Source organism: Hyphococcus sp. (assembly GCF_965267305.1).
Lineage (GTDB): Bacteria > Pseudomonadota > Alphaproteobacteria > Caulobacterales > Parvularculaceae > Hyphococcus.
Genome location: NZ_OZ253945.1, coordinates 358,012 through 383,935 on the forward strand (window position 1 = coordinate 358,012; position 25,924 = coordinate 383,935).

Sequence of the window (25,924 nt, forward strand, 5' to 3'; positions counted from 1 at the left end):
CATGATGAAGAAACCTATCGCCTCCATCTTGAAGACAACCGCCGGCGTCGCGGCGCTATCTCTGTTTGCGGCGCCCGTCATGGCGGCGGAATGTTTCGACGAAGAGACCAACGATCCGAAGGCCGGCAATGCGACCGCGGTTGTCGGTCCCGAGGTTGGCGTTGACCGCAGCAATGTGCGCGGCACCTTCCGTCCCGATGCAGGCGACGACATGTTCTCGCAGGATTACGTCCGCACAGGGGACGAATCCCATTTGCAGTTGAAGCTCTGCGATTGGAGCACCTACACCTTCTCGCCGAATTCGGAATCCTCGATCAGCGAGTTCTACGACGGCGAAGGCGCGGGGCGCCGGCGCGTCGTTAACTTCGTGCGCGGCGGCGTCCGGTATTCGTCGGGCCGCGACACAGAGCCCGGCGATACGGAAGTCGAAATCCAGGACAGCGGCGTCACCATGGGCGTGCGCGGCACCAATGTCATCATCGTCGAGATCGACGGCTATGTGTATGCGCTGCTCGAAGGGCCGTTGCGCGACAATAGCGGCCTCTCGCCGAAAGGCCTTGTCGATTTCTGGACGGACAATGAGGACGAGATCGTCGCGCGTCTGAAACGTCCAGGCTGGGTCGTGCGCATCGGTCCCGACGGCGTGTCGGAGCCTTTCCGCGCCGATGAAGAGCTGTTGAAGAAAATCTATGACGCGTTCCTGCCGGTTATTCCGGAAGGCGACGGCGAAGAGCAGGACTACGCCGGCGATCCGTTGAACAATTCCGGTCAGGGAGCGCAGGAAGGCGAGGGCGGCCAGCAATATGCCGGTAACAAGGGCGGACAGGACAACTGGAACACGGAGTATCTACCGCCGGAACCCTCGGCCGACGGCGAAGAGGATCCCGATAACCCGGACGAACCGGACTTCATGATTCCGGTTGGCGACATCCTGCCGCTCGACGTGCTGGAAGACTTCGCGGACGCGCAGGCCAGTCCGGACGGACATATCTTCGTTATCGCGCCGGCGCAGATGACCATCAATCCCGAAGGCTCTTCGGTCACGCAGGACGGGATCGTCATGTTCCAGATCGCCATCGACTGGGCCAGCCGCTCGATTGCGCCGGAGGCGCTCGCGTCATTCGTGAAGTTCGATTTCACGGTGACCGACCCCAACGATCTCACCCAGCGCAGCACGACAGGCGTCGAACCTTCGCCGGAAGTCATAGAGGCGTTTCTGGAAACGCAATTCGCGAGCGTCGGCGTTCCCTTCTCCACGGGCGAGGGCGGGCTTTCGATTTTCAATGCCCCCGCCTACAGCCTCACTGTGCGTCAGGGCGAAGGCGAGACCGTGACCGTCGATGTCAGCAGCGAGTTCGAAGGCAGCGATCCCAACAACAATGTGTACGTTCTCGCGGGCGGGGCAGAGGATGTGCTTTTATCCTCAGGGCCTGGAGAGCTCGCTTATTTCTCCTACGACCTTGCGGATCTTTACACGCAGCCGGAACTCGAAATGATCACCGGCGGCGCAGTCACCATTCACGGCCAGTCCACGAATGTCATTTCAACGCTGGGCGGCGCGACGCGTCTTACCGGATGGTCGGTAGCCCAGCTTGAGGTGAATTTCGCGGACCGCACGGTGGGCGGCGGTTCGTCTTTCATTGCGATCTCCGCTGCGGCGGACAGCGCGATTGGCGGCGCGAATACGGTGCAGTACCTACCGCTCGATCAGGCGGCGGCGTTCGACTCCGGGCTTTTCGGTCTTTCTTTCTATACGCTGGCGACCTTGACGGCGGACCCGGCGCTTGTCGCCGGCGAGGCGATGTTCGGTCCCGGCGACGGCCTCATCGGCAACATCGCCGCCATTCTCGAGGATGACGACGGCAATCACCTATATACGGAAGCGTTCCTGTCGCAGACATCCTTCAATGTAGATGCAATCTCAACCATTGCCGGACTCGACCAGCAGGGTGTGACGCTTGGAGGCGGCGTCTTTCGTTTCGACGGAGGCTTTGACTTTTCGCAAGTCGAGCGCGCAGACGGCGGCTTTTCTTTCGGCTCGGCGGCGGCGTCGATCGATATCGATTTCGGCAGCCGCACGGTCGGCGGCGGCGAGTCTTTCATAACCGCCACCATCGACGACTATACAAATCTCTACTACTTCGACTTTTTTGAGTTCATCGCCGAAAAGAGCTTCGACGATGCGGCCAACGGCGTCGGCGTTTTCGGCTTCGGCGACGCCGACGTCACCGGCTCAAATGTCGAAAACATAATGCTGCTGATCCGCGATGGGGATGGCGGGGCGGGGGAGAGCGCCGATATCTATTTCAACTTTAATGACGGCATGGGCGGCGAAGGCGTCGGCGTCATTGAGGAAATGACGCGCCAGCCAGGTCCGACGTCTTTCCTTTAGGCCGGCGCTGAAAGGCGATTGCAATGAAGCGGCGGATATTCGGACCGCGCCTTGCCGGGATTGTCGGCGCCCTGATCGCGCTGGCGCTGGTTTTTTATGAGCCGGCGCTGATCGATTCCGCCCGCGACCGTCTGTTCGACCAGTTTCAGCGCCTAAGCCCTCGCGCCTATGACTCGGCCCCGGTGCGTGTTGTTGAAATCGACGACGCTGCGCTCGAACGCTACGGGCAATGGCCGTGGCCGCGTCACCGCCTGGCGTCAATCATCGAGCGGCTGAACGAAGCTGGCGCGGCCGCTGTCGTCCTTGATGTGATCCTCGCCGAACCCGACCGCACCAGTCCCGCCAACGTCACCGCGAACTGGCTCGACACGCCGGTGCTGGCGTCGGTGGTGTCCAAACTTTCGGCGAGCGATCTTTCCGCCGTCGATCATGATTCAAGGCTGGCGGCTGTGCTCGCCGCGGCGCCGTCGGTGCTGCATCTGACGGCGCGCGCGGGCTCTTCCGGCGGCGCCTGTCCCGCGCCGCTCGACGGCGCGCAAATCCAGGGCATGAGCGCGGCCGAGCTTGCGCGGATTGCGCCCAGTTTTCGCAGCGTCGTGCCGTCCCTGCCGCAATTCCGCGCGGCGGCGAGCGGCGAAGGGTTCGCGCGCACCGGCCTTTCCAATGACGCCGTCATCCGCAGCGCGCCGCTGATCGCGCTCGCCTGCGAAGGCAAGGAGATTTATCCGGGTCTTGCGCTTGAAGCCTTGCGTGTCGCCGCCCCGAAGCTTGATCCTGACCTTGCGCCAAAAGCCTTCAAAGCCGCCGCGGCCAGGAGCCGGCCCTGCCGCGCCCATGTGAAAGGCGTCGCGGGCCAATCCGTCTCCGAAATCTCCCTTTGCGGCCTGCATATTCCGACGACGGAGGATGGCGAGATCTGGGTGCATTACGCGGCGCCGACATCCATGGCGCAGCGGCGCCTGTCGGTGGTCGATATCCTGGAGGGCGATGCAGACACGGTTGCGCGGGCCGTCGGCGGGCGCATTGTCATGATCGGCGCATCGGCGGAAGGATTGCGCGACGTCATGGTGACGCCGCTCGGCGACGAGCGCCCGGGCGTTCACATCCATGCGGAGATCATCGAACAGGTGTTGAGCGGCAAGACGCTCTATCGCGCATGGGACCTGATGCGGCCTGTCGAACTCACGCTCGCAGGGCTGGCCGTCCTCTTGCTGCTCCTGTTCCTGCCGCGCCTGACCGCGGCGACTGGGTTCATGGTGTGGCTTGCCTTCTCCGCCGCGCTGTTCGGCGGCGCTTATGCGGCTTTTGCGGGATCGCGGCTGCTGATCGACCCGGTCGCGCCCGGGCTCGTCCTGACGCTTTCGTTTCTTGGCGCGTTTGTCGTTCTCTTCCAGCAGGAGCAGATCGCGCGGCGGTTCATCCGCGGCGCCTTCGGCAAGTTTTTATCGCCGCTAATCCTCGAACGGCTGGAACGCGATCCGGGTCTTCTGAAGCTTGAAGGTGAAACGCGGGAGATCACGGCCTTCTTCTCCGACATTCGAGGTTTCACCACGATATCGCAAAAGCTTTCGGCGACGCAGGTGACCTCGCTCCTCAACCAGTATTTTACGGAGATGACCAAGATCGTCACCGATCATAACGGTCTCGTCGACAAATATATGGGCGACGGACTTGCCGCCATGTGGAATGCGCCGGTCGATGTCGCCGATCACCCGGCGCAGGCGGCGCGCGCATCGCTCGCCATGCTCGGGGCCGTCGACAAGCTGAACGCCGAGTGGCGCAAGGATCCGAAACAGGGTCTGCCGGAGATCAGGATCGGCATCGGTCTTCATACGGATGAAGCGCAGGTCGGCAATTTCGGCTCCGAGGATCATCTCGAGTATTCCATGCTTGGCGACATGGTGAACCTCACCTCGCGCATCGAAGCGCTGAACAAGGAATACGCCGCGCCGGTCATCATTTCGGCGGTCATGCGGGCGCGCATCCCGGATTTCGCTGCGGTCCCGTTAGGGCGTTTCGTCGCCGCGGGACGCAGCGAGGCGACGGAGATTTTCGCCCTCGCCGGCGATGAAGACCTCGCCCGCCGCCCGGCGTTCCAGACTTTCGCTGAGACCTTTGCGGCTGCTGTTGCGGCGCTGGAGGCCGGCGACGGGGACGCCGCGCGGCGCTATTTCGGGGCTTTAAAGCGCGGCGAGAGCTTCGGCCTCGGGGATACGATCGACATCCTGATGGCAAAGGCCGGTCATCCCCTCCGCTAACTTCCTGTATCTCATCGTAAAATCAGGTTTTCCGGCGATCGCGCGCGGCCTGTGACCCCCGTCACAGCGCCAAACCCGAGGCTCTTCTACCTTCAACCCATCGGCGGCCGGGAGAGGCCGGGACGGGAAAAACGGGAGAGCATCATGGGCGTCATCGAAATCATCCTGATCGGTTTTATTGGCGTCAACACGGTGCTCGGCCTGTCGAGCCTTGTCACGGTCGGCCGCTAATCCTGCACCCACGCAGCAGGGAGAACCGGCGCGCCCTCGGGGGAGAGGGCGCGCCGAAACTCCCGAAAACAAAGGAATTACAGGAGTCTAGAGAAAGGACCAAAGGCTGTGACGGCGATCACAGCGCCCGGAAGGAGACGGTTCTACCCTTCAATCATCGGCGGCCGGGAAAGGCCGGTCAGGAAAAACGGGAGAGCATCATGGGCGTTATCGAAATCATCCTGATCGGCTTCATCGGCACGAACGCGGCGCTTGGGCTTTCCAGCCTCTTCACAGCGAGCCGCTGACACGGAGCCCCAGAAACCGGCGCTTGCCCCGCACCGGTTTCTACCTGAGAGCGGCGCGTCCTCGCCTGGGGGAGAGGACGCGCCAGCTTTCTTTTCAGGCTCGATGCGCGACATTTCTCCGAATTTTCACTAGACTTCACGGCGCGAGAACGAGACAAGCGCGGGCATTATGCGCGGGGCCGCCACAGGACTGATCTGGGAGCTCAAAAGGCATCCCTTTTTCGAGGCCATTTCAGAGGAAAAGCTGAAAGGCCTGCTCGATCATGCGCAGCCGGTGGTCTTCGGCGCTCGCAAGCAGGTTTTCGCGCAAGGCGACGATAGCGACTGCCTCTACATCATCCTCTCGGGCCGGGTGAAAATCTCCTCCTACTCTGACGCCGGCAAGGAAACCGTCCTCGCCTTCATGGGCGAGAATGAGGTTCTGGGCGAACTCGGGGTTTTCGATGGCGGCCAGCGCTCGGCGACGGCGAGCGCGCTTCAGGAAACCCGGGCCCTGCGGCTCTATCGCCGCGACGTCCTTGATTTTCTCGACCGCAATCCCGGCGTCGCGCTGCAGATCATTTCGGCGATCTGCATGAGGCTGCGGCACACGAACTTCCTGTTGGAAGACATCGCCACCCTGCCGGCGGCGCCGCGGCTCGCCCGCGCGCTCATGCGCATCGGCGAACACTACGGCCATCACGACGATGACGGCGCGCTCCATATCGATATGAAGCTTTCGCAGGGCAATCTCGGCGCCCATGCGGGCCTCATGCGCGAGAATGTCAACCGCCAGCTCAAACTGTGGGAGGCGGAAGGCCTCGTCCGTCAGGAAGGCGGAGTCATCGTCATCACCGATCCGGACAGTTTCGCGAAGATCGGAGAGGAATAGGCGCGGCGCGTGTTGTTGGACTGCGCCAGGCCGCTTTCGCGGCCATCCCGGACTAGCCTTCAAGCGAAACATGGTAACATGCCCGCATGACGCTGCTGATTTTCTATCTTCTTCTCGCCATCCTGGTTTCGTTTTTCTGCTCCATCGCGGAGGCGGTGCTGCTTTCCGTGCGGCCGTCCTACATCAAGATGCTTGAACGCAAGGGCTCGCCGGGCGCGAAATCGCTACAGCGTCTCAAGGACAATCTCGACCGGCCGCTGGCGGCGATCCTGACGGCGAACACAATTGCGCATACGGTCGGCGCTGCGGGCGTTGGCGCGCAGGCGACAAAAGTTTTCGGCAGCGCCTATCTCGGCGTCACTTCGGGTGTTCTGACGCTGCTGATCCTGATCTTTTCGGAGATCATTCCGAAGACCCTCGGCGCGACCTATTGGCAGGCGCTGGCGCCGGTTTTCGGCCGGCTGATTTCATGGCTGACGGTGCTTTTGTTCCCCTTTGTCTGGCTTTCTGAGAAATTGACGCGGCTTCTGGCGCGGGGGAACGCCGGCGCCGCATCCTTCAGCCGCGATGAGATGGAGGCGATGGCGGAAATCGGCGAGCGGGAAGGGCTGCTCGAGAAAAAGGAACTGAAGATCGTCCAGAATCTGATGCGCCTCAAACTTCTCTCGGCGCGCGACATCATGACCCCGCGCTCGGTGATTTTCTCGGCGCCAGCGGCGATGACGGTGGGCGAGTTCTTCTCGAAGCACGCAGACAAGCCGTTCTCGCGCATTCCGGTTTACGAGAAGGGGACGGATGATGTCGTGGGCTTTGTCATTAAGTCCGACCTTCTGGTGGCGCAGGCGAAAGACCTCTTCGATACGCCGTTGTCGGAGTTCAGGCGCGACATCCTCATCCTCCCCGACAGGCTTTCCGCCTCGGAAATTTTCGATCAGCTGATGCATGAGAAAAGCCATATCGCGGTGCTGGTCGACGAATATGGTTCGGTGCAGGGGCTCGTCACGCTCGAAGACGTTGTCGAAACCCTGATCGGCCTCGAGATCACCGATGAATATGACAAGGTCGAAGACATGCGCGCGCTCGCCTACAAAAAGTGGCGGGAGAGGATGGAGGCGATTGGCGTCGATCCCGACAGCATGGAGCCGCCGGCGCCACAGTAGGCGGGTGGCCTACACCGCCAGCTTGCTCTGGTCCTCGCGGCCCATGGCGATGAGGAACGGGTCGTCCTTCTGCATCGCCGAGAAATCCGCCTTTGATGAAAGCCCGCGCCAGTTCCAGCGGATCAGCTCTTGCGCGATGGGCGCGCCGAGCGTCGAACCGGGGCCGGCGAGGATCAGCTTGTCCGGTGCGAATTCCTTGATCGCGACTTCGATGGATTTGGAGAAGTCGTAGGTTTCGACGATCTGATGGCTGAAAGTGTACTCGTAAAGCGCATTGAGATTGCTTGAATGGGGCGACCAGATGGCGCCGCGCCCGTCGATCATGGGCAATTTCGGCGCCTCGAACAGATCGGCCGGAAGCGTGTTGAAGGCGGCGTCCGAAACATGGCCGAGCAGGGGCGTGTGAAACGCCGCATGTCGCGCGAGGCGAAACGGATAGCGGCCTTCGGCTTTCGGCAGGACGCGCTCCATTGCCGCCATGCCGGCCTCGTCGCCCGCCAGCACCGCCATGCCGCCGAGACGGATGGAGAGATAGGCCTCGCCTTCCGTGCGGCCGGCGTGGATCGCGTCGCTGATGGCTTTGAGATTGGCCCGGCTTTCGCGCCAGTCTTCGCCCACAAAAGGATAGATCAGCTGGCCGCCTTTGCCTTGCGCTTCCATCAGCGCGCCCATCGTATCGACGAGACGGATGGCGTTCGCGGGGTGGACCGCGCCGGCGCCCGCAAGAGTCAGATACCAGCCCAGGGAATTGCCGCAGACGGCGACAATGTCGAACTCGTCGCGGTTGATCGCCGCGAAGTCTGCTAGCGCGCAAGTGTAAATCAAAGCCGACGCGTTGATCGAAGACGCGTGTTTCGCCGCGGAATAGCTTTTGGCGTTGTCGAGGGCGGAGACCGTCTCGCGGCCTTGCGCCTCGCGCCAGTTATCGACGCCCTTGATGAAGGCCGCCTTGTCGCCGTGATGGCGTGCGAGATAACCGAGCTCGTCCTTGCCGTAGGTTCCCCGGCCTGGAAATATGACGACTGCTGATTTTTTCATTCCGCGGCCCGCTTGTTCGCCTTGCCGGTCAGCGCCAGCGCTGCATTGACGATGTCCGCCTCGCTGACGAGCACGGTGTCTGCCGCGGGGCCGAGGGGGATATAGGTATCGACGCCGGTGATGCGCGAAAGATTACAGGAAAGGCCTCGATCGGCGAATTGGGCGATGATTTCCTCGCTGGGAGAGCCCGACTTGCGGCACTCATCGACGATCAAAACATTCCTGCAATCGCCGATGGCGTCGATCAGCGAGTCCGTTGGCAGCGGCGTCAGCCAGCGCAGATCGATAATGCGCGCAGAGACGCCGTTGTCGGAGAGCGCGCGGAGCGCCTTTTGCGACAGGTACGTTCCATTGCCATAGGTGACGATAGCGAGGTCCTTGCCGTCGCCGATCTGATTGACGGCGCCGAAATCCGCCTTGCCTTCGATGTCGTTAAACACGGACGTCATCAGCCCGTCGCCCTCGGCGTGAAGGTCTTTCACCGGATAGAGCGCAATGGGTTCGAGGAAGACGACCACGCGGCCTTCTTCGCGGGCGAGACGGAACGCCTCTCGTATCATCTTCACCGCTTCCGCGCCGGAAGACGGGCAGGCGAGAACGATGCCCGGAATGTCGCGAAAGATCGCGACGGAATTGTCGTTATGAAAATGCCCGCCGAAGCCTTTCTGATAGGCGAGGCCCGCAACCCGCACCACCATGGGGTTTGCATATTGGCCTTTGGAGAAAAAGGAGAGGGAGGCTGCCTCTCCGCGAAGCTGGTCTTCGGCGTTGTGAACATAGGCGAGGAACTGAATCTCCGGCACAGGGATGTAGCCATTATGCCCGAGACCGATGGCCATGCCGAGAATCGACTGCTCGTCGAGAATGGTGTCGAAGACACGCGACGGTCCGAATTTCGGCTGCAGGCGCGTGGTCGCGCCATAAACGCCACCTTTCTTGCCCACATCTTCGCCGAAGACGACGACATTTTCGTCGCGTTCCAATTGCTCGGCCAAAGCGAGAGACACCAGCCGCGACATGTGCTGCGGTTCGGATTTGGCGCGGGCGTCGTCTGGCGCGTTGGGTACAGTCTTTCCGGGGCGCATGGCGCGGCGGGGTCGCACAGGCGGAACAAGTGAAGCCGTCACCTCCGGTGCGCTGGTGAGCTTCGGGCGCGTGGTCGCCTGCTCGATGGCGCGATAAACCCGGCCGCCAATATCCGCATACAGCTTTTCGATGTCTTGAAGCGACATGACGCCTTCTTCGACAAGGCGCCGCGCGGTGTGGAGCAGCGGATCCTGATCGGCCTCGCGCTCGATCTCGGCGCGGTCGCGATAGCCGCTTTCGACATCGGAGCCCGCATGGCCCATCAGGCGCACGGTGCGAAGATGCAGGAAGACGGGCGCCCTGGCGCCGCGGGCGCAGCGTTCGGCGGCGCGGGCGGCGCGCATGGCGTCGACCACGTCGCGGCCGTCGCCTGAAATATATCGCAATCCCGCACGGCTGCCGTAATTGGCGGCGATCCAGCCGGCGGGCGTTTTCACCGAAATGCCGATGCCGTTGTCCTCGCAAACTAAGACGAGAGGCAAGGGCAGGCCGCGATAGCCCGTATGCGCGGCGGCGTTAATGGCGCCGACAGCAGTTGAGTGGTTCGCTGAGGCGTCGCCGAAGGAACAGAGCACCACGCTATCGCGCGGCAATTCGGGATCAGGCCTTTTGTGGGTGCGGGAGAGCGCAATGGAAAACGCCGCGCCCATGGCTTTCGGCAGATGCGATGCGATGGTCGATGTCTGCGGCGGAATGAACAGCGGTTTCGAGCCGATGACTTTGTGGCGGCCGCCGGAAATCGGATCTTCCGACGAGGCGACGAAAGAAAGCGCCATGTTCCAGATTGGCGTCTCGCCGGGAAGTTTCGACGCGCGTTCGATGTAAAACGCGCCCGAGCGGTAGTGAAGGAACGCCATGTCGTCGACGCGGAAGACGCGGGCGACCGCGGCGTTGCCCTCATGACCTGAGGAGCCGATGGAATAAAAGCCGCGCTTTTCGGCGCCGAGCCGGCGCGCCTCGAGATCGAGACGACGGCTGGTTAGCTGGCTTTCAAAGAGGGCCGCAAGGTCGCGGGGGCTCATGCCCGCCTCCGCAAGGCTCGTTTCCGTCAGCGCGGCGGGCAGCCGCCCGGCCTTGAGCCGTGTTAAAAATCCGTCCGCCGATGCGGCGATCGCCCCTGCCATGATGCGCGTTTCCCGCCTTGATATCAGTCACTTCGCCCCGATTTCCGATCCGGCCTTGTGACCGGTGGGGGGATGCGTCTACTCCTTATCAGGCGCAATTGTTTTGCCAAGTGGAGAGAGCGTCGTCATGGCGGAAAGCCCGAAATATCCGGAACTCGGGGAGGCGTTGCCTCCTGCCTATCCGAGCGAGGGGACGCGCGAGATGCTGCGCCGGCGCCGGTCATGCCCAGCCGATTTCATGACCGGCCCGGGACCGGACGCCGCGCAGCTAGAGGATATTCTCGCCATCGCCGCGCGCGTGCCCGATCACCGGCGGGTGGTTCCATTTCGGTTTATTGTGTTCGAAGGCGCGGCGCGCGCCGAATTTGGCGCCGTTCTCAAAGACGCTTTTTTGAAGAACGAGCCGGAGGCCGACGATACAAAGGCGGTCTATGAAGAAAACCGGTTCCTGCGGGCGCCCGTAGTGGTCGCGGTCATTTCCAAACCCGACCGTTCCCATCGGACGCCGGAATGGGAGCAGGTGCTCTGCGCCGGTGCGGTTTGCCATAATATGCTGCTGGCGGCGTCCGCTCATGGCTTTGCGGCTCAATGGCTGACCGAATGGTACGCCTATGACGAAAAGGTGCTGGGCGCGCTCGGCCTCGCCATGGGGGAGAAGGTTGCGGGCTTTGTCTATATCGGAACCGCCAGCGAAGACCCTAAAGAACGCGGCCGGCCGGAGATGGCCTCCATCATCAGCCGCTGGAGCCGGTGAGTTCACGCTTGTGTGATCGTAATGCCGGAAGCGGTGGATCGCATTATATTCCGCATCGCACCATGGAACAGGAAAGGACGTCAAAGATGAAGTTCAGAAATTACGTTTTCGCCGGCGCCGCTGCTGTCGCGCTCGCCGCTTGCGGTCAATCGTCGGAAACGAAGGCGGCCAGCGACGCGGCCGCGAATGAAACGGCAAGCGCGCAGCAGGATGCCGACGCCGCCGATTTCGATGCGCCCTCAGGCGAATACACGCCCGATTACAAGCACCGCTACATCACCTTTTCCTATTTCCATCAGGGCTATTCCTATCCATGGCTGCGTTGGGACGACTGGACGGGAACGCTCGATTGGAACGCCGATGCGCCGGAAGACTCCTCGGTTTCGGTGACGATCCAGGCCAGCTCGATCGATAGCGGCGTGGATGAATTCGACGGTCACCTGAAAGGAGACCGGTTCTTCGATGTGGCGAACCATCCGGAAATTACCTTCGTCAGCACCGCCGTTGAAAAGACCGGCGCCAACACCGGCGAGGTCGCCGGCGATTTGACAATCAAGGGCGTGACGAAACCGGTGACGCTCGATGTCGTCTTTCGCAAGGGCGCCTATGATGAGCGCGGTAATCTCTACAAGCTCGGCTTTTCAGGGAAAACGGCGGTCAAGCGTTCGGACTGGGGCCTCGACTTCGCTGTGCCGCTCGTCAGCGACGAAGTGGATATCGTCATTGAAACCGAATGGACGATGCCGGCGCCGGCTGACGAGTAATCCATGACGGCGGGGCGATATCATCCGGTCGCCGCAATCCTCCACTGGACGATTGCGGCGGTCATTATCGGGCAGATCATCGGCGGCCTGTATATGCATGGGCTGCCAAATTCCTCGCCCGTGAAGTTCGACCTTTATCAACTGCACAAGTCGTTCGGGCTGACGGTTCTTTTCCTGTCGCTGGTCCGGCTGGGCTGGCGTTTGACGCACAAGACGCCGCCCTTGCCGCCGAGCGTGCCCCCTTGGCAGAAGATCGCCGCTCATGCGACCCATTGGGCGTTTTATGTGCTGATGATCCTGACGCCGCTCGCCGGCTGGGCGATTGTCTCTGTGTCGCCGACTGATATTCCGACAAAGTGGTTCGGGCTTATCCCCGTGCCGCATCTGCCGTTTTTCGGCGGCGTCGAAGACCGCGAAGCGGCGGAACATCTTTTCGAGGAACAGCACGAAGTTCTTGCGAAAATCATTATCGGGCTTCTCATTCTCCATGCCGGGGCCGCGTTGAAACATGCGTTCGTCGACAAAGACGGCGTGTTTCAGAGCATGGTTCCGGCGGCGAACCGCGCGTGGCTGGGGCTTGCCGGGATATTCGCCGTGCTCGGCGCGGCGTCGCTGTTTTATCTTTTTGCGGCGGAAACGCCTGCACAGGCGACGCCGTCTCGTTCACAAAGCGATCGCGGCGTAGGAAATTGGGTGGTCGACTACGGTCAAAGCGAGCTCGTTTTTATCGGATCGGAAAACGGCAATGAGTTCAGGGGCGCATTCGGAAATTTTGAGGCGGATATCACCTTTGACCCAGACAATCTCGATGACGCCGAAATCCGGGTGATGGTTACGACTTCGTCTGCAACGACAGGCGATTCCTTGCGCGATTCAAATCTGCCGGGTTCCGAGTGGTTCGATGTAAAAAATCATCCGCAGGCGACTTTTGAATCGGATAATGTGCGGGCGCTTGGCGATGGCCAATATGCCGCCAATGGCACTCTCATTATTAAAGACGTGGAGCGTCCAGTGACGCTGGAATTTGGTCTCGATATTGAGGGCGACGAGGCGCACGCCGCGGGTCATGCAAATTTGGTTCGCACCAATTTCAATCTCGGCGAAAATTCGTCGTGGTTTGAGGAGGAGGGCGTCGCTCTCGAAGTCCGCGTGGAGTTCGAGATTCATGCGAAGCGGAAAAACTAGGCCGCCCGTCCGCGGCCCTTTTGCGCTGGCGCGTCCTCATCGAAAAGCTCGGCGAGCTTATCGATAATGGCGCCGCCAAGCTGGTCCACATCGACAATAGTGAGCGCGCGGCGGTAATAGCGCGTCACGTCATGGCCGATGCCGATGGCGAGCAGCTCCACCGGAGAGCGGTTTTCGATATACGCGATGACTTCGCGCAGATGCCGTTCGAGATAGGCGCCGCCATTCGCCGAGGAGGTCGTATCGTCCACTGGCGCCCCGTCGGATATCACCATCAGAATGCGGCGCGCTTCCGGCCGGCCAATGAGCCGCTGATGCGCCCACATGAGAGCTTCGCCGTCGATGTTTTCCTTTAGGAGGCCCTCTTTCATCATCAGGCCGAGCGACGTCCGCGCACGCCGCCAGGGGGCGTCGGCTGACTTGTAGATGACATGGCGCAGGTCGTTGAGGCGGCCAGGTTTCGTCGGGCGCCCATCGGCGACCCATTTTTCGCGCGCCTGTCCACCTTTCCAGGCGCGTGTCGTAAAGCCGAGAATCTCGACCTTGACGCCGCAGCGTTCCAGCGTGCGGGCGAGAATATCGGCGCAGATCGCGGCGATGGTGATGGGCCGGCCGCGCATAGAGCCGGAATTGTCGATGAGCAGCGTCACCACGGTGTCGCGGAAATCCTGCTCCTGCTCCATCTTGTAGGAGAGCGGCTGCATCGGATCGACGATAATGCGCGCGAGGCGCGCGGCGTCGAGCACGCCCTCATCGAGATCGAACATCCAGCTTCGGTTCTGCTGCGCCATCAATTTCCGTTGAAGCTTGTTAGCCAGGCGCGCCACAACGGCATGCAGGTTTTCCAGCTGACGGTCGAGGGAGCGGCGCAGGCGCTGAAGCTCGTCAGGGTCGCAAAGCTCTGCCGCGTCGGCGATTTCGTCGAATTCCGTCGTATAGGCTTTGTAAGGCGCTCCGGTGTCCCCCTCGAATTGCGTGCGCAGGGAAGAGACTTTGGCGTTTTCCGTGGCGCCGTCGTCTTCCTCCATGGAGGTTTCCATGTCCTGTTCGGACATGTCGGAATCCGACGCATCACTCTCGCCGCTGCCCGGATCGTCGGGCATTTCATCGGCGCCGGTTTCGTCATCCGAATTGTCGCTGTCGTCTTCCGAGTCCTGGGATTCGTCGCCGCTTTGTTCTTCCTCGCTTTGCTCGTCGCCCCGGTCTTCATCGTCGAGATCGAGGTCGCGGATCAGATTGCGGGCCAGAGCGGCGAAGGCGGCTTGATCGTCCAGCGATGCAGCATTCGCAAGGGCGTCGAGGGAGGCGCCGGCTTTCGCCTCAAGCTCGGCGCGCCATGTGTTCATTATGCCCTGCGCTGAGGCGGGCGGCGGCCGGCCGGTCAAACGCTCGCGCAGCATGAGCGCCGCGGCGTCGGCCATGGGCATGGCGTCCGTCACTGACTGGCGGTCATACCCCTTGTCGGAAATGACTTTTTCCAGAGACGCAGCGAGATTGTCGCCGACGCCTTTTAACGCCATGGCGCCGATGGCTTCGCAGCGTGCGTTCTCAAGCGCGCTGAAAACCGCGCGCGCTTCGGCCCCTTTGGGCGCGAGCCGCATATGGGCGGCGCTGTCGTGATGCGCGAGGCGCAGGGCGGCGGCGTCGCTTTCGCCGCGGGCGATGGCGGCAGAGGCGGCGTCTATTACACGCGCCGGGAGCGGAATGCGCGCCGATTTCCCCTGCACGGCGGCGTGCTCGCCGCCAAAGGCGACTTCGACATCGCGCTGCGCCGATAGTGCTCGCGTTGTCTGCAACAGCGCACGCTTGAAGGCCTCGCGGATTTGCTCTTTGTCCTGCATAGGCGGGTTATAGGGCGCTTAAGGGCAAAGCCCAAGAGGGCGCGACAGAAGGAGCCGCGTTAGGAAGCCGCTGCTGTCTCCCGGTGAGCCAGGGGCAAGCGCATGCGAAAATGGCATCCTTGGCCCGGCTGGGACTCGACCCAGAAATCGCCGCCCATTCGCGTCAGCGATTTCCGGCAGATGGCGAGGCCGAGACCGGTTCCGTCATCGCCGTCGGTGCGGATGCGTTCGAGCGGCGTGAACAGCCGGTCAATCTGGTCCTGGCTCATGCCGGGGCCGTTGTCCTTGACGCCCAGAATGGCGGCGCCGTCCTCGGCAATGCAGGTGAACTCGGCATGAGCTTTCACATCCGGATTTGCATGCTTCCAGGCGTTTTCGATGAGGTTCTTGAAGACATGGGTGAGGCTTTGCGGGTCGGCCAGCACTTCGGGGGAGCCGGTGAACCGGAAGTCGAGGCGGCAATCGACTTCGCTGAGACCGGCGAGATCGATAGCGGCCTCAATGCAATCGCGCACGGCGACAGGCTGAAGCGACATCTCGCCGATGGGCAGGCGCGACATGTAAAGCACGTCCTTGATGAGCGCGCCCATCTTTTTCGCCGCCGCCGCGACGGCGGCAAGATCCGTTCTGGTTTTTGCGGAGGCGCGAACCTCTGGCGAATTCGCCAGCGCTTCGGATGTCATGATGATGCGGTTCAGCGGTCCCTGAAGGTCGAGGGAGGCGACGCGCGCGAACTTGTCGATTTCACGGTTCTGCGCGCGGATTTCATCCTGTTGCTGACGTTCGGTCGTGACGTCGCGCATGGTGGCGACGGCGCCGATCAGCTTCTTTTGAGAATTATATAACGGTTTGGCGTTGGCCACCGTATAACGAATGTCGCAGCCCGGCACGGCGATGGCCATTTCGCGGCCCGACACAGTTTCTCCATGGATGGCGCGGAATAGCGGCACTTTTTCGAAGGTCATCGGGGTTTTGCCGTCGGATTCGAAGAGGCTGTAGGTGGAGGGCCAGTCTTGAGAATCGAGAGGCTGCGCATCGATGCCATGGAGGTTGCGTGCTGCGCGGTTGAAGACGGAGAGCTTCCCGCTCGCATCGGCGGCGATAATTGCGTCATGGGCGGCGTCCATCACCGTAGAAAGAAACTCCCGGCTTTCCTCGAGCGCGGCGGCTTTTTCTTCCAGTTCGACTTTCGCTTTTTCGGTTTCTTTGACTGCCTTCAGAATGAGATTTTCATAGATGAAGGCGTACACCGTGACGCCCAGCGAAAGAAGAATGGCCGCTGACGCCAAGAGAATGCGAAATTCCGAAGGGGTGTGCGGTGACGGTGTCGCAAGTCCGGCATTTGCAGCGTAAGTGCAAAAAGCAATAGCGGCGATGCTGATGCAGACGGAGGCAGCGCCTGCGGCGCGGCCGAGCAGGACAGTGGCGACAATCGGAAGAAACGGCGCGTAAGCCAGCGTCGGGGCCGGAGCGCCGCCCTGCTTCAGCGCCGAATAGGTCAAACCAGCATAGGCTGCGGCAAGCAGCAGCGCCGAAGCAATCCGAAGATTTCCTGTGATGCGGTAAAAGCTTGTAATTCCGACGAACATGATGAAGGCCGCGAGCCCGCCCCACCGCGCTTCGGTCATTCCGGGAACCGCGCCTTGCAGGATGAATGTCTGGATCAGCGCAAAAAGTATAAAGACCAGCGCAACCAGGTAAAAAACCGGGCCTCGATGGTCTTTGAAGATCGGCGATAATTGGGAGCGTTCTTTTCCCTTTTGCACGCTATCGCTCATGATGTTTACCACATTGACCGCAAGCATCTGCGGATATGGTTAAAAATCATTCGCCAGGGCGCTTGAGGCGGAAACAGCGGAGCGCTTCGCAAAGCCGCATTTTAATGTTTCGTTAAGCCGTCAGGATGTCGTGTTCGCCGCTCTCGAACTGTTCGCGCAGCCGGAATTTCTGAATCTTGCCGGATCCGGTGAGCGGCCAGGCGTCGACCCAGATCCAGAAAGCAGGCGTTTTCTGCGGCGAAAGGCGTTCGCGGATGAAGGATTTGAGCTCCGCCGGGGAGGGCTTGCCGCCCGCTCCTGCGCGCATGAAACACGCCACCTGTTCGCCCCATTTCTCGTCGGGAATGCCGACCACGGCCACTTCGGCGACACAAGGATGCTCCAGCATGGCGTTTTCAATTTCCGCAGGGAACAGGTTTTCGCCGCCGCGGATGATCATTTCCTTTACCCGGCCGGTGATCTTCACATAGCCGCGCGCATCCATGGTTCCGAGATCGCCCGTGTGCAGCCAGCCGTCGGAATCGATGGCGGCGGCGGTCGCTTCAGGGTTGTCGTTATAGCCGGTCATGACGAGATAACCGCGGCAACAGATTTCGCCCTGCTCGCCGACAGCGCAGACGGAATTGTCCGCCGGATTGCGGATGGAAACTTCCGTATAGGGCAGCGGTTGCCCGATGGTCTCAGTCAGGTCCTCAAGGCGGTCCTCATGCCAGGCTTGCGTAATGACGGGCGAAGATTCGGTCTGCCCGTATACGATCTGAATTGGCGCGCCGAGAACGTCGCGCGCTTTTTTGCAAAGTTCCGGCGCCACCATGGCGCCGCCTGACATGATGCGTTCCGTCGACGAGACATCACGTCCGGATTTTTGCACTTCATCGATCAGCGCGACGAGCATTGTCGGCACGCCGAGAATGAAGCGTGTTCTTTCGCGCTCGATGACCCTGGCGATCATCGCCGGATCGAACATCGGCGCCAGCAGCATCGTGGCGCCGACGCCGAGCCCCCCCAACGCAAGAATGGCGCAGCCGGTCGTGTGAAACAGCGGCATGTTGTGCACGAAGGCGTCGCCGGCTTTGACACCGGCGCGGGTCATGGTGTCGACGCCGTTGCGGACAAGCCCGTTATGATGGAGAAGGGCGCCTTTGGGAAACCCCGTCGTGCCCGAGGTATATTGAATCTGAACCGGGTCTGGCGGTTTCGGCTGGCGTTCTGCGCCGGAGTCTTCGCCCGCAAACAGCGCCTCATGATCGGTCAGGAGAATGCGATGACGGATCGCCGGGATTTCATCGCACACCGCGTCGGCGATTTCCTGCATGGGATTGCCGCGAAAATCCTTCACATAATAGATCGCTTCGGAACGCGACTGTTCCAGCACATATTTCAGTTCGCGTTTCTGATAAGCGGGATTGACCGTCACAAGAATGACGCCGGCGAGGCCGCAAGCGAGTTCCAGCAATATCCATTCAGGAACGTTGTTGGCGTAGACAGCGATGCGCGCGCCTTCGTCGTGACGGCTGGAGAGCGCGCGGGCGAGGCGCTCGGCGTCGTCAAGGAGTTGATCGTAGGTCCATGTGCGCCCGACGGCGCCGTCATAGCCCAGCTCTTTCAACGCCATGCGGCCTGGCGCCGAGGCGGCTGACATGCGCAACATCGCGCCTATGGTCAGCGGCGCGGGCTCCGGCCCTCCCTGCGCCGGGCAATAGGCCTCTGTCAGAGACAGCTCATACATTGCGTTTCCTCCCGCTTATGTTTTTAGCTGATTTTTCTATCACGGGCTGTGCTTGGCAAGAAAAACCGGCAGGCGCTGCTGATATGAAAAAGCCCCGGCGAACCGGGGCTTTTGATGCGCATAATCTTTGGGACGATTACCAGATCCGGACCCGTTCCTCCGGCGGAAGGTAAAGCTCATCTTCCTCGGTGACGTTGAAAGCGTCATACCAGGCGTCCATGTTGCGCACGACGCCGTTGACCCGGTATTGCGCCGGGGAGTGGGGGTCAGTCGCCACCTGATTTTTCAGGGCCTCTTCGCGGTTGAGACGCTTCCAGACCTGCGCCCAGGCCATGAAAAACCGCTGGTCGCCGGTATAGCCGTCGATCACCGGCGCCTCTTCACCGTTCAGCGACAGCTTATAGGCGTGATAGGCCATATTAAGGCCGCCCACATCGCCGATATTCTCGCCCATTGTAAGCTCAGGATTGACGAAGAAGCCCGGAACCGGTTCGTAGGTTTCATATTGCGCGCCGAGATTGTCAGCGAGCACCTGGAAGTTCGCCGCGTCCGCTTCGGTCCACCAGTCGCGCAACACGCCGTCGCCGTCGGATTTGCGGCCCTGATCGTCGAAGCCGTGGCCGATCTCATGACCGATCACCGCGCCGATGCCGCCATAATTGACGGCGGGGTCGGCGTTCGGATCAAAGAACGGCGCCTGCAGGATGGCGGCGGGAAAGACGATTTCGTTGCGCGGCGGCGAATAATAGGCGTTCACCGTTTGCGGCGTCATGCCCCATTCGGTCTTGTCCACCGGACCGCCGAGACGCGAGATCGAATAGTCCCAGGCGAATTCGTTTGCGGCGATTGTGTTTTCGTAGGCTTCGCCTTCCGTCACGGTGAGACCGGAATAATCGCGCCATTTGTCGGGATAACCGATCTTCGGCGTGAACTTCGAAAGCTTTTCCAGCGCCTGAGCCTTGGTGTCGTCGCCCATCCATTCGAGCGTTCCGATACGCTGTTCGAGGGCTGTCCGCAGATTGGCGACAAGCTCCTGCATCTGCTCTTTGGAAGAAGCCGGGAAATATTTCTCCACATAAATTTCTCCAACGGCTTCGCCCATGGCGCCGTTGACGGCGGCGACGCCGCGTTTCCAGCGTTCACGCTGTTTCGGCGTGCCGCGAAGCTCGGTCCCGAAGAACGCAAAGTTGGCCTCGTCGAGCGCGGAGGGCAGCACGGCTGAGTTGGCGTTGAGGAGATGGAATTTCAGATAGGCTTTCCAGGTCTCCACCGGCGTTGCGGCGAAGATTTCGGCGAGTTTCTGGATGGCGTCGTCCTCGCGGACGATAAAGCTCGTGACGTCGCCGAGCCCCGCCGCTTCGAACGCCGCATCCCAGGGCATTTCCGGCGCGAAAGCCTTCAGTTCGTCGCGCGTCTTCAGATTATAGGTGAGATCGCGGTTGCGGCGTTTGGCGGGCTCCCAATGGACTTGCGCCATTTTGCTTTCAACGTCGAAAATCGCCTGCGCTTTCTCGGCGGCGTTTTCTACGCCGGCAAGCGACAGCGCTTCTTCGATATAGGCGACATATTTCGGACGTTTGTCTGCAAATTTGTCATCAGTGTAATAGTCGCGATTGGGCATGCCGAGACCGGCCTGCGTCAGATAGACCGCATACTGATCGGTGTCCTTGGAGTCCACATTGACGAAGGCGCCTACGGGCGTGTTGGCGCCGATACGCGGACTTCCCATTAGGCGCGCGATGTCTTCATGGTTCTGCGCCGCGTCAATTTTCGCAAAATCCTCTGCGACAACAGTGAAGCCCTTTGCGTCAATTGCATCGGTGTCGAGAAACGCCGCATAATAATCGCCGATCTTCTGTTCCAGGAATCCGGCCTGGGCGTTGCTTTTCGCCGCGTCCTCGATGATGCCTTTCACGCGCTCTTCGGAGCGCTCGAACAGAACGGTGAACGAGCCATAGCTCGAGAACTCCTCGGGGATGACAAAGCTGTCGAGCCATTTTCCGTTCACATAGCGGAAGAAGTCGTCGCCCGGATCGACTTCCGGATCGATGTCGTCAAGCGCGATCCCCCATTCGCCGAGTTCCGGCGCGGTTTGTTCCGCAGCCTGCTGCGCCTCGCTCTGGCGGCTGGCGCCTTCGCCCGACTTATCGCCGCAAGCGGCGAGCGCAAACGCGGCGACGCCGCACAATAAAAGTCTTTTCACGGGTGATCCTCCTCGCGTGAATTCCGGTGGATTCTTGAAATAGTCTCTCTCGTCCCGATGGCTACTCTCTTCATTTCGCCTCAAAGGGCAAGTTTTGTGGGATAAGCCGAGCGATATCAGAGGCGAAGCGTTAAATTCTGCCCTCAAGCCGGCGGGGCGATCCGCCTTGTTTTGCTGCGCTGCAGCGCTTGCCGGGCGATGCCGATTCCGCCATGGTCCCCCGGGGCGCGGGACGCTCCGGCAGCGCGGCGCGGAAGCATACTATGGATTTGAAATCAGTCATTCGCACGATCCCTGATTATCCGAAAAAAGGGATCATGTTCCGGGACATCACGACGCTCCTGACGGACGCCCGCGGGTTCCGCCGGGCGGTCGACGAACTGGTCCAGCCGCTGGCGGGCCAGAAAATCGACAAGGTGGCGGGGATCGAGGCGCGGGGGTTCATTCTCGGCGGGGCCATCGCCCACCAGCTTTCGGTCGGTTTCGTGCCGATCCGCAAAAAGGGCAAACTCCCTTATAAGACGATCGGCGAATCCTATGAGCTGGAATATGGCGTCGACGAGGTGGAGATCCATGTGGACGCTGTAGACAAGGGCGACCGCATTCTTCTCGTCGACGACCTGATCGCCACGGGCGGCACGGCGGGCGCGGCCATCAAGCTTCTGGAGCGCGCTGGCGGCGATGTGGTGTTGTGTTCTTTCGTCGTCGATCTGCCGGATCTGGGCGGCGCGGACAAGTTGCGTTCCATGGGCAAGAAAGTGACGGCGCTGGTGGAGTTCGAGGGCGAGTAAGCCACTTTCTCGGCGCCAATAAGAGAGGAAACGACAATGGCGCTTTTCATTCTGGGTCTGCTCATCTTTTTCGGCGCGCATCTATTCACCGCTTTTGCGCGGGGGCTGCGTGCGGCGCTTATCGGGAAAATCGGGGAGGGGCCGTATAAGGGTCTCTATTCCGTTATTTCCCTGGCGGGCTTCATCCTTATCATCATCGGCTGGCGAGGCGCGGATACGAGCATCCTTTACACAACGCCCGCCTGGACGCGCCACATCGCCTATCTTTTGGTGCTCATCGCCTTCATCCTTCTGGCGGCGGCCTATGTTCCCGCCGGAAAGATCGCCGGCGCCGCGAAACACCCCATGCTGGCGGGCGTCAAACTTTGGGCCTTCGCGCATTTGCTGGTCAATGGCGACGTGCGGTCGGTCATTCTTTTCGGCGCATTTCTCGCTTACGGCGTCATCGACCGTATCGCGGTCAAGAAGCGCGGCGATATGGGCCGCGCGGCGGGGCCGGTGAAGAACGATATCATCGCCGTCATCGTCGGGGCGCTGGCCTTTGCGGCGATCGCGTTTTACGGTCACAGATATATCGCCGGTGTCGCGTTGTTTTAGGAAAGCCGCCATGAAAAAGTTTCTGTTCGCCGCTGCATGGGTCCTTGCAGGAAGCGCCTCGGCCGCCGATTTCGACGAGATTAAAGAGCGCGGAACCCTGCGTGTCGCCGTCGCGGCTTTGTCACCCTTCGTCATCAAGGCGGAGGACGGAACGCTTTCCGGCTTCGAAATCGATTCGACCAAGGCGCTCGGCGAAAAGCTCGGGCTTGAAATTGAGTATGTGGAAAAGCCGTTTTGCGATCTCGCCGAGGCGGTGCTTTCCGGCGAAGCGGACATGATCGCGTCGGGCTATTCCAACATGCCGGAGCGCCGGCGCCTGCTCGATTTCTCCCTGCCTTATCACGACACCGAATATTTTCTCGTCATGTCGCGCGCCAAAGCCAAGACCGGCAAAACGTTGCGCGGCATGAATCGCAGCGACATTTCCATCGGCTTCCAGCATGGCGGGGTTTCCGGCATGGTCGCCCAGGGCGAATTTCCGGGATCTGACCTTAAAGGCTATTCTTCCTTCACCGGGATTCTGGACGCGCTTCAGGCGGGCGAGGTTGACGGCGCCGTCCTTTTCGAACCTTATCTTGAGATGGCGCGCAAGCTTGACGGAGTGAAACATGTGGTTCCCCACGAATTCGCGCTCACCCGGACCATCGAAGCCTTCGCCACCGACCAGAATTCCGATGAACTTCATGAAGCCTTAAATGAGTGGGTGATCGAGAAAGACCTCGCCGGCTATTGGGATGAACTTGAAGCCAAGTGGTTCAGCGACAAATACGCTGTCGCCTCGGCCCCGCCGCCTTACGCCTGTCCGGCTGCGGTTCCTGTAAATTAAGCAAGCCGTTTTCTTTCCGTTCGGAAACCCGGACAGGGGAACAAACTCGCCTTGAGGTTGTTAAGCCTGTGCAAGATTTCGAAAGGAAGGACCACATGAACAAGCTTCTTATCACTGCCTGTGCCGCCGCTCTCATGCTGCCGGCGTCCGCCAGTGCTATGGATATGCACAAAGACAAGACTAAAACCGAAAGCTCGGCCGCCGTTTCGTCGGAAGCAGGCATTTATCTCGCCAAAACCTCGCTTTCCGCCAAGGAACTCCTTGGCGAAGGCATCTATGGCGTTAAAGGCGACCGCATCGCTCGCATCGACGACATCGTGCTTGACGCTAATGGGAAGGCCGACAAGGTCGTGTTTCTCTCCGGCGGCGTGTTCGGCTTCGGCGGCACGCGCGGCGCGCTCGACTATAAAGCCATGACTATTGCTTATGAGAACGATTACGAGCCGGTGGTGAGCGTGTCTCTAAGCGAAGAAGGCGTCAAATCAGCGGTTGAATATGAAACCACGCAGATGAATGATTACAGCCTTGTTTCCGAAATTATCGGTTCGAAGGTTGATCTCGTCGACGGCGCCGATGAAGACGATGATGCTGTGATCAACGACATCATCCTGTCGGAAGCGGGAACGGTTGAACATCTGATTGTTCAAGAGAGCGCGCTTGGCTCCATCGGCGCCGGCACGAAATACGCCGTTCCCTATTCAAAGCTTACTGTTGCTCAAGGCGATGGCGGCCTCGTGCTCGACATGACCGAGGAGCAGCTTGAGGCGTCGCCGGTATTCAAAGCGAGCTGGCGCGAACAAGCTGGCGCTGACATCAAAAAGACTTGGGAAAAAACCAAGGACGGCGCCAGCGATCTGAAAGATGACGTTGAAAACGAAATCGACGATTAAGAAAAGCTGCGCTGTAAAATCGCGTCTATAAATAGGCCGGCGGACGCTCCATCCGCCGGTCGTTTTTATGTTTATGCGGGCGCCTCGCCGGCGATCGTCGTCCGGTAAAGCTCCCGGCGATGGCCGTCATAGTCATTGAACGCCTGGTGGATGGAGATGCGGTTGTCCCAGACCGCCAGCGTTTTCGGCGCCCATCTGAGACGGCAGGTGAAGGCCGGCTGCGTCATGTGCCTTGAGAGAAAAGCCAGCAATGCGTCCGCTTCCGGTTCGCTCATGCCTTCGATCCCGATGGAGTAGGAGGGATCGCAATAAAGCGCTTTTTCTCCCGACCGCGGATGGGTGCGAATGAGCGGGTGAAAATTGCCTTTCACTTTCCTGATGACGCCTTCGGGCAGATCGTTCATCCCGACGCCTCTGAGCTTCGCGAGCTTGCCCACCGGGCTGTCATCGGCCTCGCCATGCTCCATGGAGCTTTCGAAGGCGCGCTTCATGGACATATGAACGCGCAAGGGCGCGAGGATTTTTTTCATCACATCGGAAAGCGTTTCATAGGCGAGAACCGTGTTCGCCCAGATCGTGTCGCCGCCATAGGGCGGAATGTCGATGCCGTAAAGAAGCGCGATGGCGGGCGGGTTGACCAGGAACGGTCCGTCCGAGTGCCAGCCCGAGCCGAAGATGTGCTTCCCCTTTGCGTCCGCTTCGCGCACCAGCGGCTGAATGTTCAGATGGCCGGGAATGCCGTCCGTATAGGCGTCCTCCGCCCACTCGCCGAAGCGCAAGGAAAACTCCTCATGCTGAGCGTGAGTGAGATCGACATCGCGGAAATAGATCATCTTGTGATGGAACAGCGCGTCTTCAATTTCGCGGAACTGTTCATCGCTCATCTTCGCGAAATCGGCGCCGCGGATCTCCGCGCCCATGGCCGCGGCGAGGGGGTGCGCGGTAATGGTCCGGTAGTTCCGCGCGTGATTGGCGAACTGGCCGGTCGGATGAATAAGCATGGACGCCCCCATGTTGAGAAATCATCTATTTTTAAACTCTCTGCACCGGCTGTGAAACCCCTCTGCTCCGCCATGCGCGCAAGCGTCTCATCATCCAAGGGAAGGGATTCTCCTAGACCGCGGCAGAAGGCCGTTTCGCCATCAGCCGGATGAAAATCCGGGCGAGCCACTGGCCGGCCAGGAGCGACAGGACCGCCATGATCGCCGCGAAAGGGATCATCCAGAAACCGAGCAGCTCTTCCGGCGGGTTCTCGCCGATGTCGACAATGCCGAGAGCGACAATATCCCGCGCTGGGTCGACCCACAGGCCCACCGACTCCGGCGCGGCGATTTTTGCCACGGCGATGAAGGCGAATGCGATAGCGAAGAGATAAAAAATTCCGGATACGAATAATCCCGCCGCGGCTGTCACGCGCCGCGAAGCGAGTTCGAAAAGCGCGCCGAAACTTTTCGCCGCGCCGCCATCCGCAAAGGCGTTCTGGATTTTAAGCTCTTCCAGAAACCCTCGCGCGCATTGCGCCGGCGCGCCAAGCGCGCGGATCGCCTCTTCGAGACGGCCTTCGCTTGCGCGATGCTCAAGATGCGCGCGGATTTCGCTGACGATGTCAGCGCGGTCTTTTTCCGGAAGCTGACGCAAAGCGGCGCCAAGATCGCGCAAATAGGCTTCAATGCGTTTATCGTCGCTCATTATTCATCTCCCACAAGGGTTGAAAGCTGGTCGCGGAACCCGGCCCAGGCGGCGCGCATCTGCGTCAGCGCCGCGCGGCCAGTGCGCGTCAGGCGGTAAATCTTTTGTCCGCGTCCGCCCGATTCCGGCGTCGCCCAGGCGCCCGATATCCGCCCTTCGCGTTCGAGGCGGTTCAAGAGCGGATAGATCGACCCGTCGGAAAGGCCGATCTCCGGATGTTCGCCGAGAGCGTCGAGGAGGCCGATGCCCGAGCGCTGCTCCTCGTCGAGGAGAGCCAGCACCGCGAGCTCCGCGGCGCCTTTGCGCAATTGCGATTTCCAGGCGTCTACATCCATGAGTAGTCTTGTATAGCAAGGAACCGTGCATTGCAATGTAAGTAGAGGAGAGATGCGCCGAAGCGAGGAGACCGCGCGGCGAAAAGAAAGCGAAC

21 protein-coding genes are annotated in these 25,924 nt (G+C 60.8%); 12 read left to right on the forward strand and 9 right to left on the reverse strand.

Going from position 1 to position 25,924, the window contains the following annotated elements:
- Position 1 precedes the first annotated feature (1 nt).
- The 5 genes from ACQY5P_RS01700 (at position 2) to ACQY5P_RS01720 (ending at position 7,199) form a co-directional block, all read left to right on the forward strand.
- Positions 2-2,392, forward strand: a complete 2,391-nt coding sequence (locus tag ACQY5P_RS01700; protein ID WP_428409111.1) for a hypothetical protein — start codon at positions 2-4, stop codon at positions 2,390-2,392.
- A 23-nt stretch (positions 2,393-2,415) separates the two neighbouring features.
- Positions 2,416-4,650, forward strand: a complete 2,235-nt coding sequence (locus tag ACQY5P_RS01705; protein ID WP_428409112.1) for a CHASE2 domain-containing protein — start codon at positions 2,416-2,418, stop codon at positions 4,648-4,650.
- Positions 4,651-4,701: 51 nt separating this feature from the next.
- Entirely contained in the window at positions 4,702-4,881 is a 180-nt protein-coding gene (locus ACQY5P_RS01710) for a hypothetical protein (RefSeq protein WP_428409113.1), read from the forward strand.
- Between the two features lie 456 nt (positions 4,882-5,337).
- The gene (locus ACQY5P_RS01715) at positions 5,338-6,039 is read left to right on the forward strand and encodes a Crp/Fnr family transcriptional regulator (protein ID WP_428409114.1); all 702 of its coding nucleotides are present in this window, start codon (positions 5,338-5,340) and stop codon (positions 6,037-6,039) included.
- Between the two features lie 86 nt (positions 6,040-6,125).
- On the forward strand, positions 6,126-7,199 hold the full coding sequence (locus ACQY5P_RS01720) for a hemolysin family protein (RefSeq protein WP_428409115.1): 1,074 nt from the start codon (positions 6,126-6,128) through the stop codon (positions 7,197-7,199).
- A gap of 9 nt (positions 7,200-7,208) precedes the next feature.
- Here the strand turns inward: ACQY5P_RS01720 and ACQY5P_RS01725 are convergent, their stop codons facing one another.
- Positions 7,209-8,237, reverse strand: coding sequence for an ACP S-malonyltransferase (locus ACQY5P_RS01725; protein ID WP_428409116.1), 1,029 nt, complete (start codon positions 8,235-8,237; stop codon positions 7,209-7,211).
- The gene (locus tag ACQY5P_RS01730) at positions 8,234-10,447 is read right to left on the reverse strand and encodes a thiamine pyrophosphate-dependent enzyme (RefSeq protein ID WP_428409117.1); all 2,214 of its coding nucleotides are present in this window, start codon (positions 10,445-10,447) and stop codon (positions 8,234-8,236) included. The genes ACQY5P_RS01725 and ACQY5P_RS01730 overlap by 4 nt, the downstream gene beginning before the upstream one ends.
- Positions 10,448-10,574: 127 nt before the next feature.
- Between ACQY5P_RS01730 and ACQY5P_RS01735 the strand changes: the two genes are divergently transcribed.
- The 3 genes from ACQY5P_RS01735 (at position 10,575) to ACQY5P_RS01745 (ending at position 13,150) form a co-directional block, all read left to right on the forward strand.
- The gene (locus ACQY5P_RS01735; protein WP_428409118.1) at positions 10,575-11,201 is read left to right on the forward strand and encodes a nitroreductase family protein; all 627 of its coding nucleotides are present in this window, start codon (positions 10,575-10,577) and stop codon (positions 11,199-11,201) included.
- An 86-nt stretch (positions 11,202-11,287) separates the two neighbouring features.
- Positions 11,288-11,965: a YceI family protein gene (locus ACQY5P_RS01740; protein ID WP_428409119.1), complete on the forward strand. Its 678-nt coding sequence runs from the start codon at positions 11,288-11,290 to the stop codon at positions 11,963-11,965.
- A 3-nt stretch (positions 11,966-11,968) separates the two neighbouring features.
- The gene (locus ACQY5P_RS01745) at positions 11,969-13,150 is read left to right on the forward strand and encodes a cytochrome b/b6 domain-containing protein (protein WP_428409120.1); all 1,182 of its coding nucleotides are present in this window, start codon (positions 11,969-11,971) and stop codon (positions 13,148-13,150) included.
- Here the strand turns inward: ACQY5P_RS01745 and cobT are convergent.
- From cobT to ACQY5P_RS01765, 4 genes are all read right to left on the reverse strand, one after another.
- Positions 13,147-14,991, reverse strand: a complete 1,845-nt coding sequence (cobT, locus tag ACQY5P_RS01750) for a cobaltochelatase subunit CobT (RefSeq protein WP_428409121.1) — start codon at positions 14,989-14,991, stop codon at positions 13,147-13,149. The genes ACQY5P_RS01745 and cobT overlap by 4 nt on opposite strands.
- A gap of 59 nt (positions 14,992-15,050) precedes the next feature.
- Complete coding sequence (locus ACQY5P_RS01755; protein WP_428409122.1) at positions 15,051-16,769, reverse strand: sensor histidine kinase; 1,719 nt, start codon at positions 16,767-16,769, stop codon at positions 15,051-15,053.
- 112 nt (positions 16,770-16,881) lie between these two features.
- Positions 16,882-18,498 (reverse strand): class I adenylate-forming enzyme family protein, encoded by a 1,617-nt coding sequence (locus tag ACQY5P_RS01760; RefSeq protein ID WP_428409123.1) that lies wholly within the window; start codon positions 18,496-18,498, stop codon positions 16,882-16,884.
- Between the two features lie 136 nt (positions 18,499-18,634).
- Positions 18,635-20,701, reverse strand: coding sequence for a M13 family metallopeptidase (locus ACQY5P_RS01765; RefSeq protein ID WP_428409124.1), 2,067 nt, complete (start codon positions 20,699-20,701; stop codon positions 18,635-18,637).
- A 263-nt stretch (positions 20,702-20,964) separates the two neighbouring features.
- Between ACQY5P_RS01765 and ACQY5P_RS01770 the strand changes: the two genes are divergently transcribed.
- From ACQY5P_RS01770 to ACQY5P_RS01785, 4 genes are all read left to right on the forward strand, one after another.
- Complete coding sequence (locus ACQY5P_RS01770; RefSeq protein WP_428409125.1) at positions 20,965-21,492, forward strand: adenine phosphoribosyltransferase; 528 nt, start codon at positions 20,965-20,967, stop codon at positions 21,490-21,492.
- 36 nt (positions 21,493-21,528) lie between these two features.
- A complete protein-coding gene (locus ACQY5P_RS01775) occupies positions 21,529-22,089 on the forward strand; it encodes an NnrU family protein (RefSeq protein ID WP_428409126.1) in 561 nt (186 codons plus the stop codon).
- A 10-nt stretch (positions 22,090-22,099) separates the two neighbouring features.
- Positions 22,100-22,915, forward strand: coding sequence for a substrate-binding periplasmic protein (locus tag ACQY5P_RS01780; RefSeq protein WP_428409127.1), 816 nt, complete (start codon positions 22,100-22,102; stop codon positions 22,913-22,915).
- 95 nt (positions 22,916-23,010) lie between these two features.
- A complete protein-coding gene (locus tag ACQY5P_RS01785) occupies positions 23,011-23,805 on the forward strand; it encodes a hypothetical protein (RefSeq protein WP_428409128.1) in 795 nt (264 codons plus the stop codon).
- 71 nt (positions 23,806-23,876) lie between these two features.
- On the opposite strand, the gene ACQY5P_RS01790 is transcribed toward ACQY5P_RS01785, so the two are convergent.
- The 3 genes from ACQY5P_RS01790 to ACQY5P_RS01800 all read right to left on the reverse strand — a co-directional run bounded on the left by ACQY5P_RS01790 (position 23,877) and on the right by ACQY5P_RS01800 (position 25,829).
- The gene (locus ACQY5P_RS01790) at positions 23,877-24,806 is read right to left on the reverse strand and encodes a TauD/TfdA dioxygenase family protein (protein ID WP_428409129.1); all 930 of its coding nucleotides are present in this window, start codon (positions 24,804-24,806) and stop codon (positions 23,877-23,879) included.
- 112 nt (positions 24,807-24,918) lie between these two features.
- On the reverse strand, positions 24,919-25,494 hold the full coding sequence (locus ACQY5P_RS01795; protein ID WP_428409130.1) for a DUF1700 domain-containing protein: 576 nt from the start codon (positions 25,492-25,494) through the stop codon (positions 24,919-24,921).
- Positions 25,494-25,829: a PadR family transcriptional regulator gene (locus ACQY5P_RS01800; protein WP_428409131.1), complete on the reverse strand. Its 336-nt coding sequence runs from the start codon at positions 25,827-25,829 to the stop codon at positions 25,494-25,496. The genes ACQY5P_RS01795 and ACQY5P_RS01800 overlap by 1 nt, the downstream gene beginning before the upstream one ends.
- Positions 25,830-25,924: the final 95 nt, after the last annotated feature.

Coding starts and splice junctions, on each gene's coding strand:
- ACQY5P_RS01770 (WP_428409125.1), top strand. CDS start 20,965: ATGGATTTGAAATCAGTCATTCGCACGATCCCTGATTATCCGAAAAAA.
- ACQY5P_RS01795 (WP_428409130.1), bottom strand. CDS start 25,494: ATGAGCGACGATAAACGCATTGAAGCCTATTTGCGCGATCTTGGCGCC.
- ACQY5P_RS01700 (WP_428409111.1), top strand. CDS start 2: ATGATGAAGAAACCTATCGCCTCCATCTTGAAGACAACCGCCGGCGTC.
- ACQY5P_RS01720 (WP_428409115.1), top strand. CDS start 6,126: ATGACGCTGCTGATTTTCTATCTTCTTCTCGCCATCCTGGTTTCGTTT.
- ACQY5P_RS01785 (WP_428409128.1), top strand. CDS start 23,011: ATGAACAAGCTTCTTATCACTGCCTGTGCCGCCGCTCTCATGCTGCCG.
- ACQY5P_RS01725 (WP_428409116.1), bottom strand. CDS start 8,237: ATGAAAAAATCAGCAGTCGTCATATTTCCAGGCCGGGGAACCTACGGC.
- cobT (WP_428409121.1), bottom strand. CDS start 14,991: ATGCAGGACAAAGAGCAAATCCGCGAGGCCTTCAAGCGTGCGCTGTTG.
- ACQY5P_RS01775 (WP_428409126.1), top strand. CDS start 21,529: ATGGCGCTTTTCATTCTGGGTCTGCTCATCTTTTTCGGCGCGCATCTA.
- ACQY5P_RS01790 (WP_428409129.1), bottom strand. CDS start 24,806: ATGCTTATTCATCCGACCGGCCAGTTCGCCAATCACGCGCGGAACTAC.
- ACQY5P_RS01705 (WP_428409112.1), top strand. CDS start 2,416: ATGAAGCGGCGGATATTCGGACCGCGCCTTGCCGGGATTGTCGGCGCC.
- ACQY5P_RS01740 (WP_428409119.1), top strand. CDS start 11,288: ATGAAGTTCAGAAATTACGTTTTCGCCGGCGCCGCTGCTGTCGCGCTC.
- ACQY5P_RS01745 (WP_428409120.1), top strand. CDS start 11,969: ATGACGGCGGGGCGATATCATCCGGTCGCCGCAATCCTCCACTGGACG.
- ACQY5P_RS01730 (WP_428409117.1), bottom strand. CDS start 10,447: ATGGCAGGGGCGATCGCCGCATCGGCGGACGGATTTTTAACACGGCTC.
- ACQY5P_RS01715 (WP_428409114.1), top strand. CDS start 5,338: ATGCGCGGGGCCGCCACAGGACTGATCTGGGAGCTCAAAAGGCATCCC.
- ACQY5P_RS01735 (WP_428409118.1), top strand. CDS start 10,575: ATGGCGGAAAGCCCGAAATATCCGGAACTCGGGGAGGCGTTGCCTCCT.
- ACQY5P_RS01760 (WP_428409123.1), bottom strand. CDS start 18,498: ATGTATGAGCTGTCTCTGACAGAGGCCTATTGCCCGGCGCAGGGAGGG.
- ACQY5P_RS01755 (WP_428409122.1), bottom strand. CDS start 16,769: ATGAGCGATAGCGTGCAAAAGGGAAAAGAACGCTCCCAATTATCGCCG.
- ACQY5P_RS01780 (WP_428409127.1), top strand. CDS start 22,100: ATGAAAAAGTTTCTGTTCGCCGCTGCATGGGTCCTTGCAGGAAGCGCC.
- ACQY5P_RS01800 (WP_428409131.1), bottom strand. CDS start 25,829: ATGGATGTAGACGCCTGGAAATCGCAATTGCGCAAAGGCGCCGCGGAG.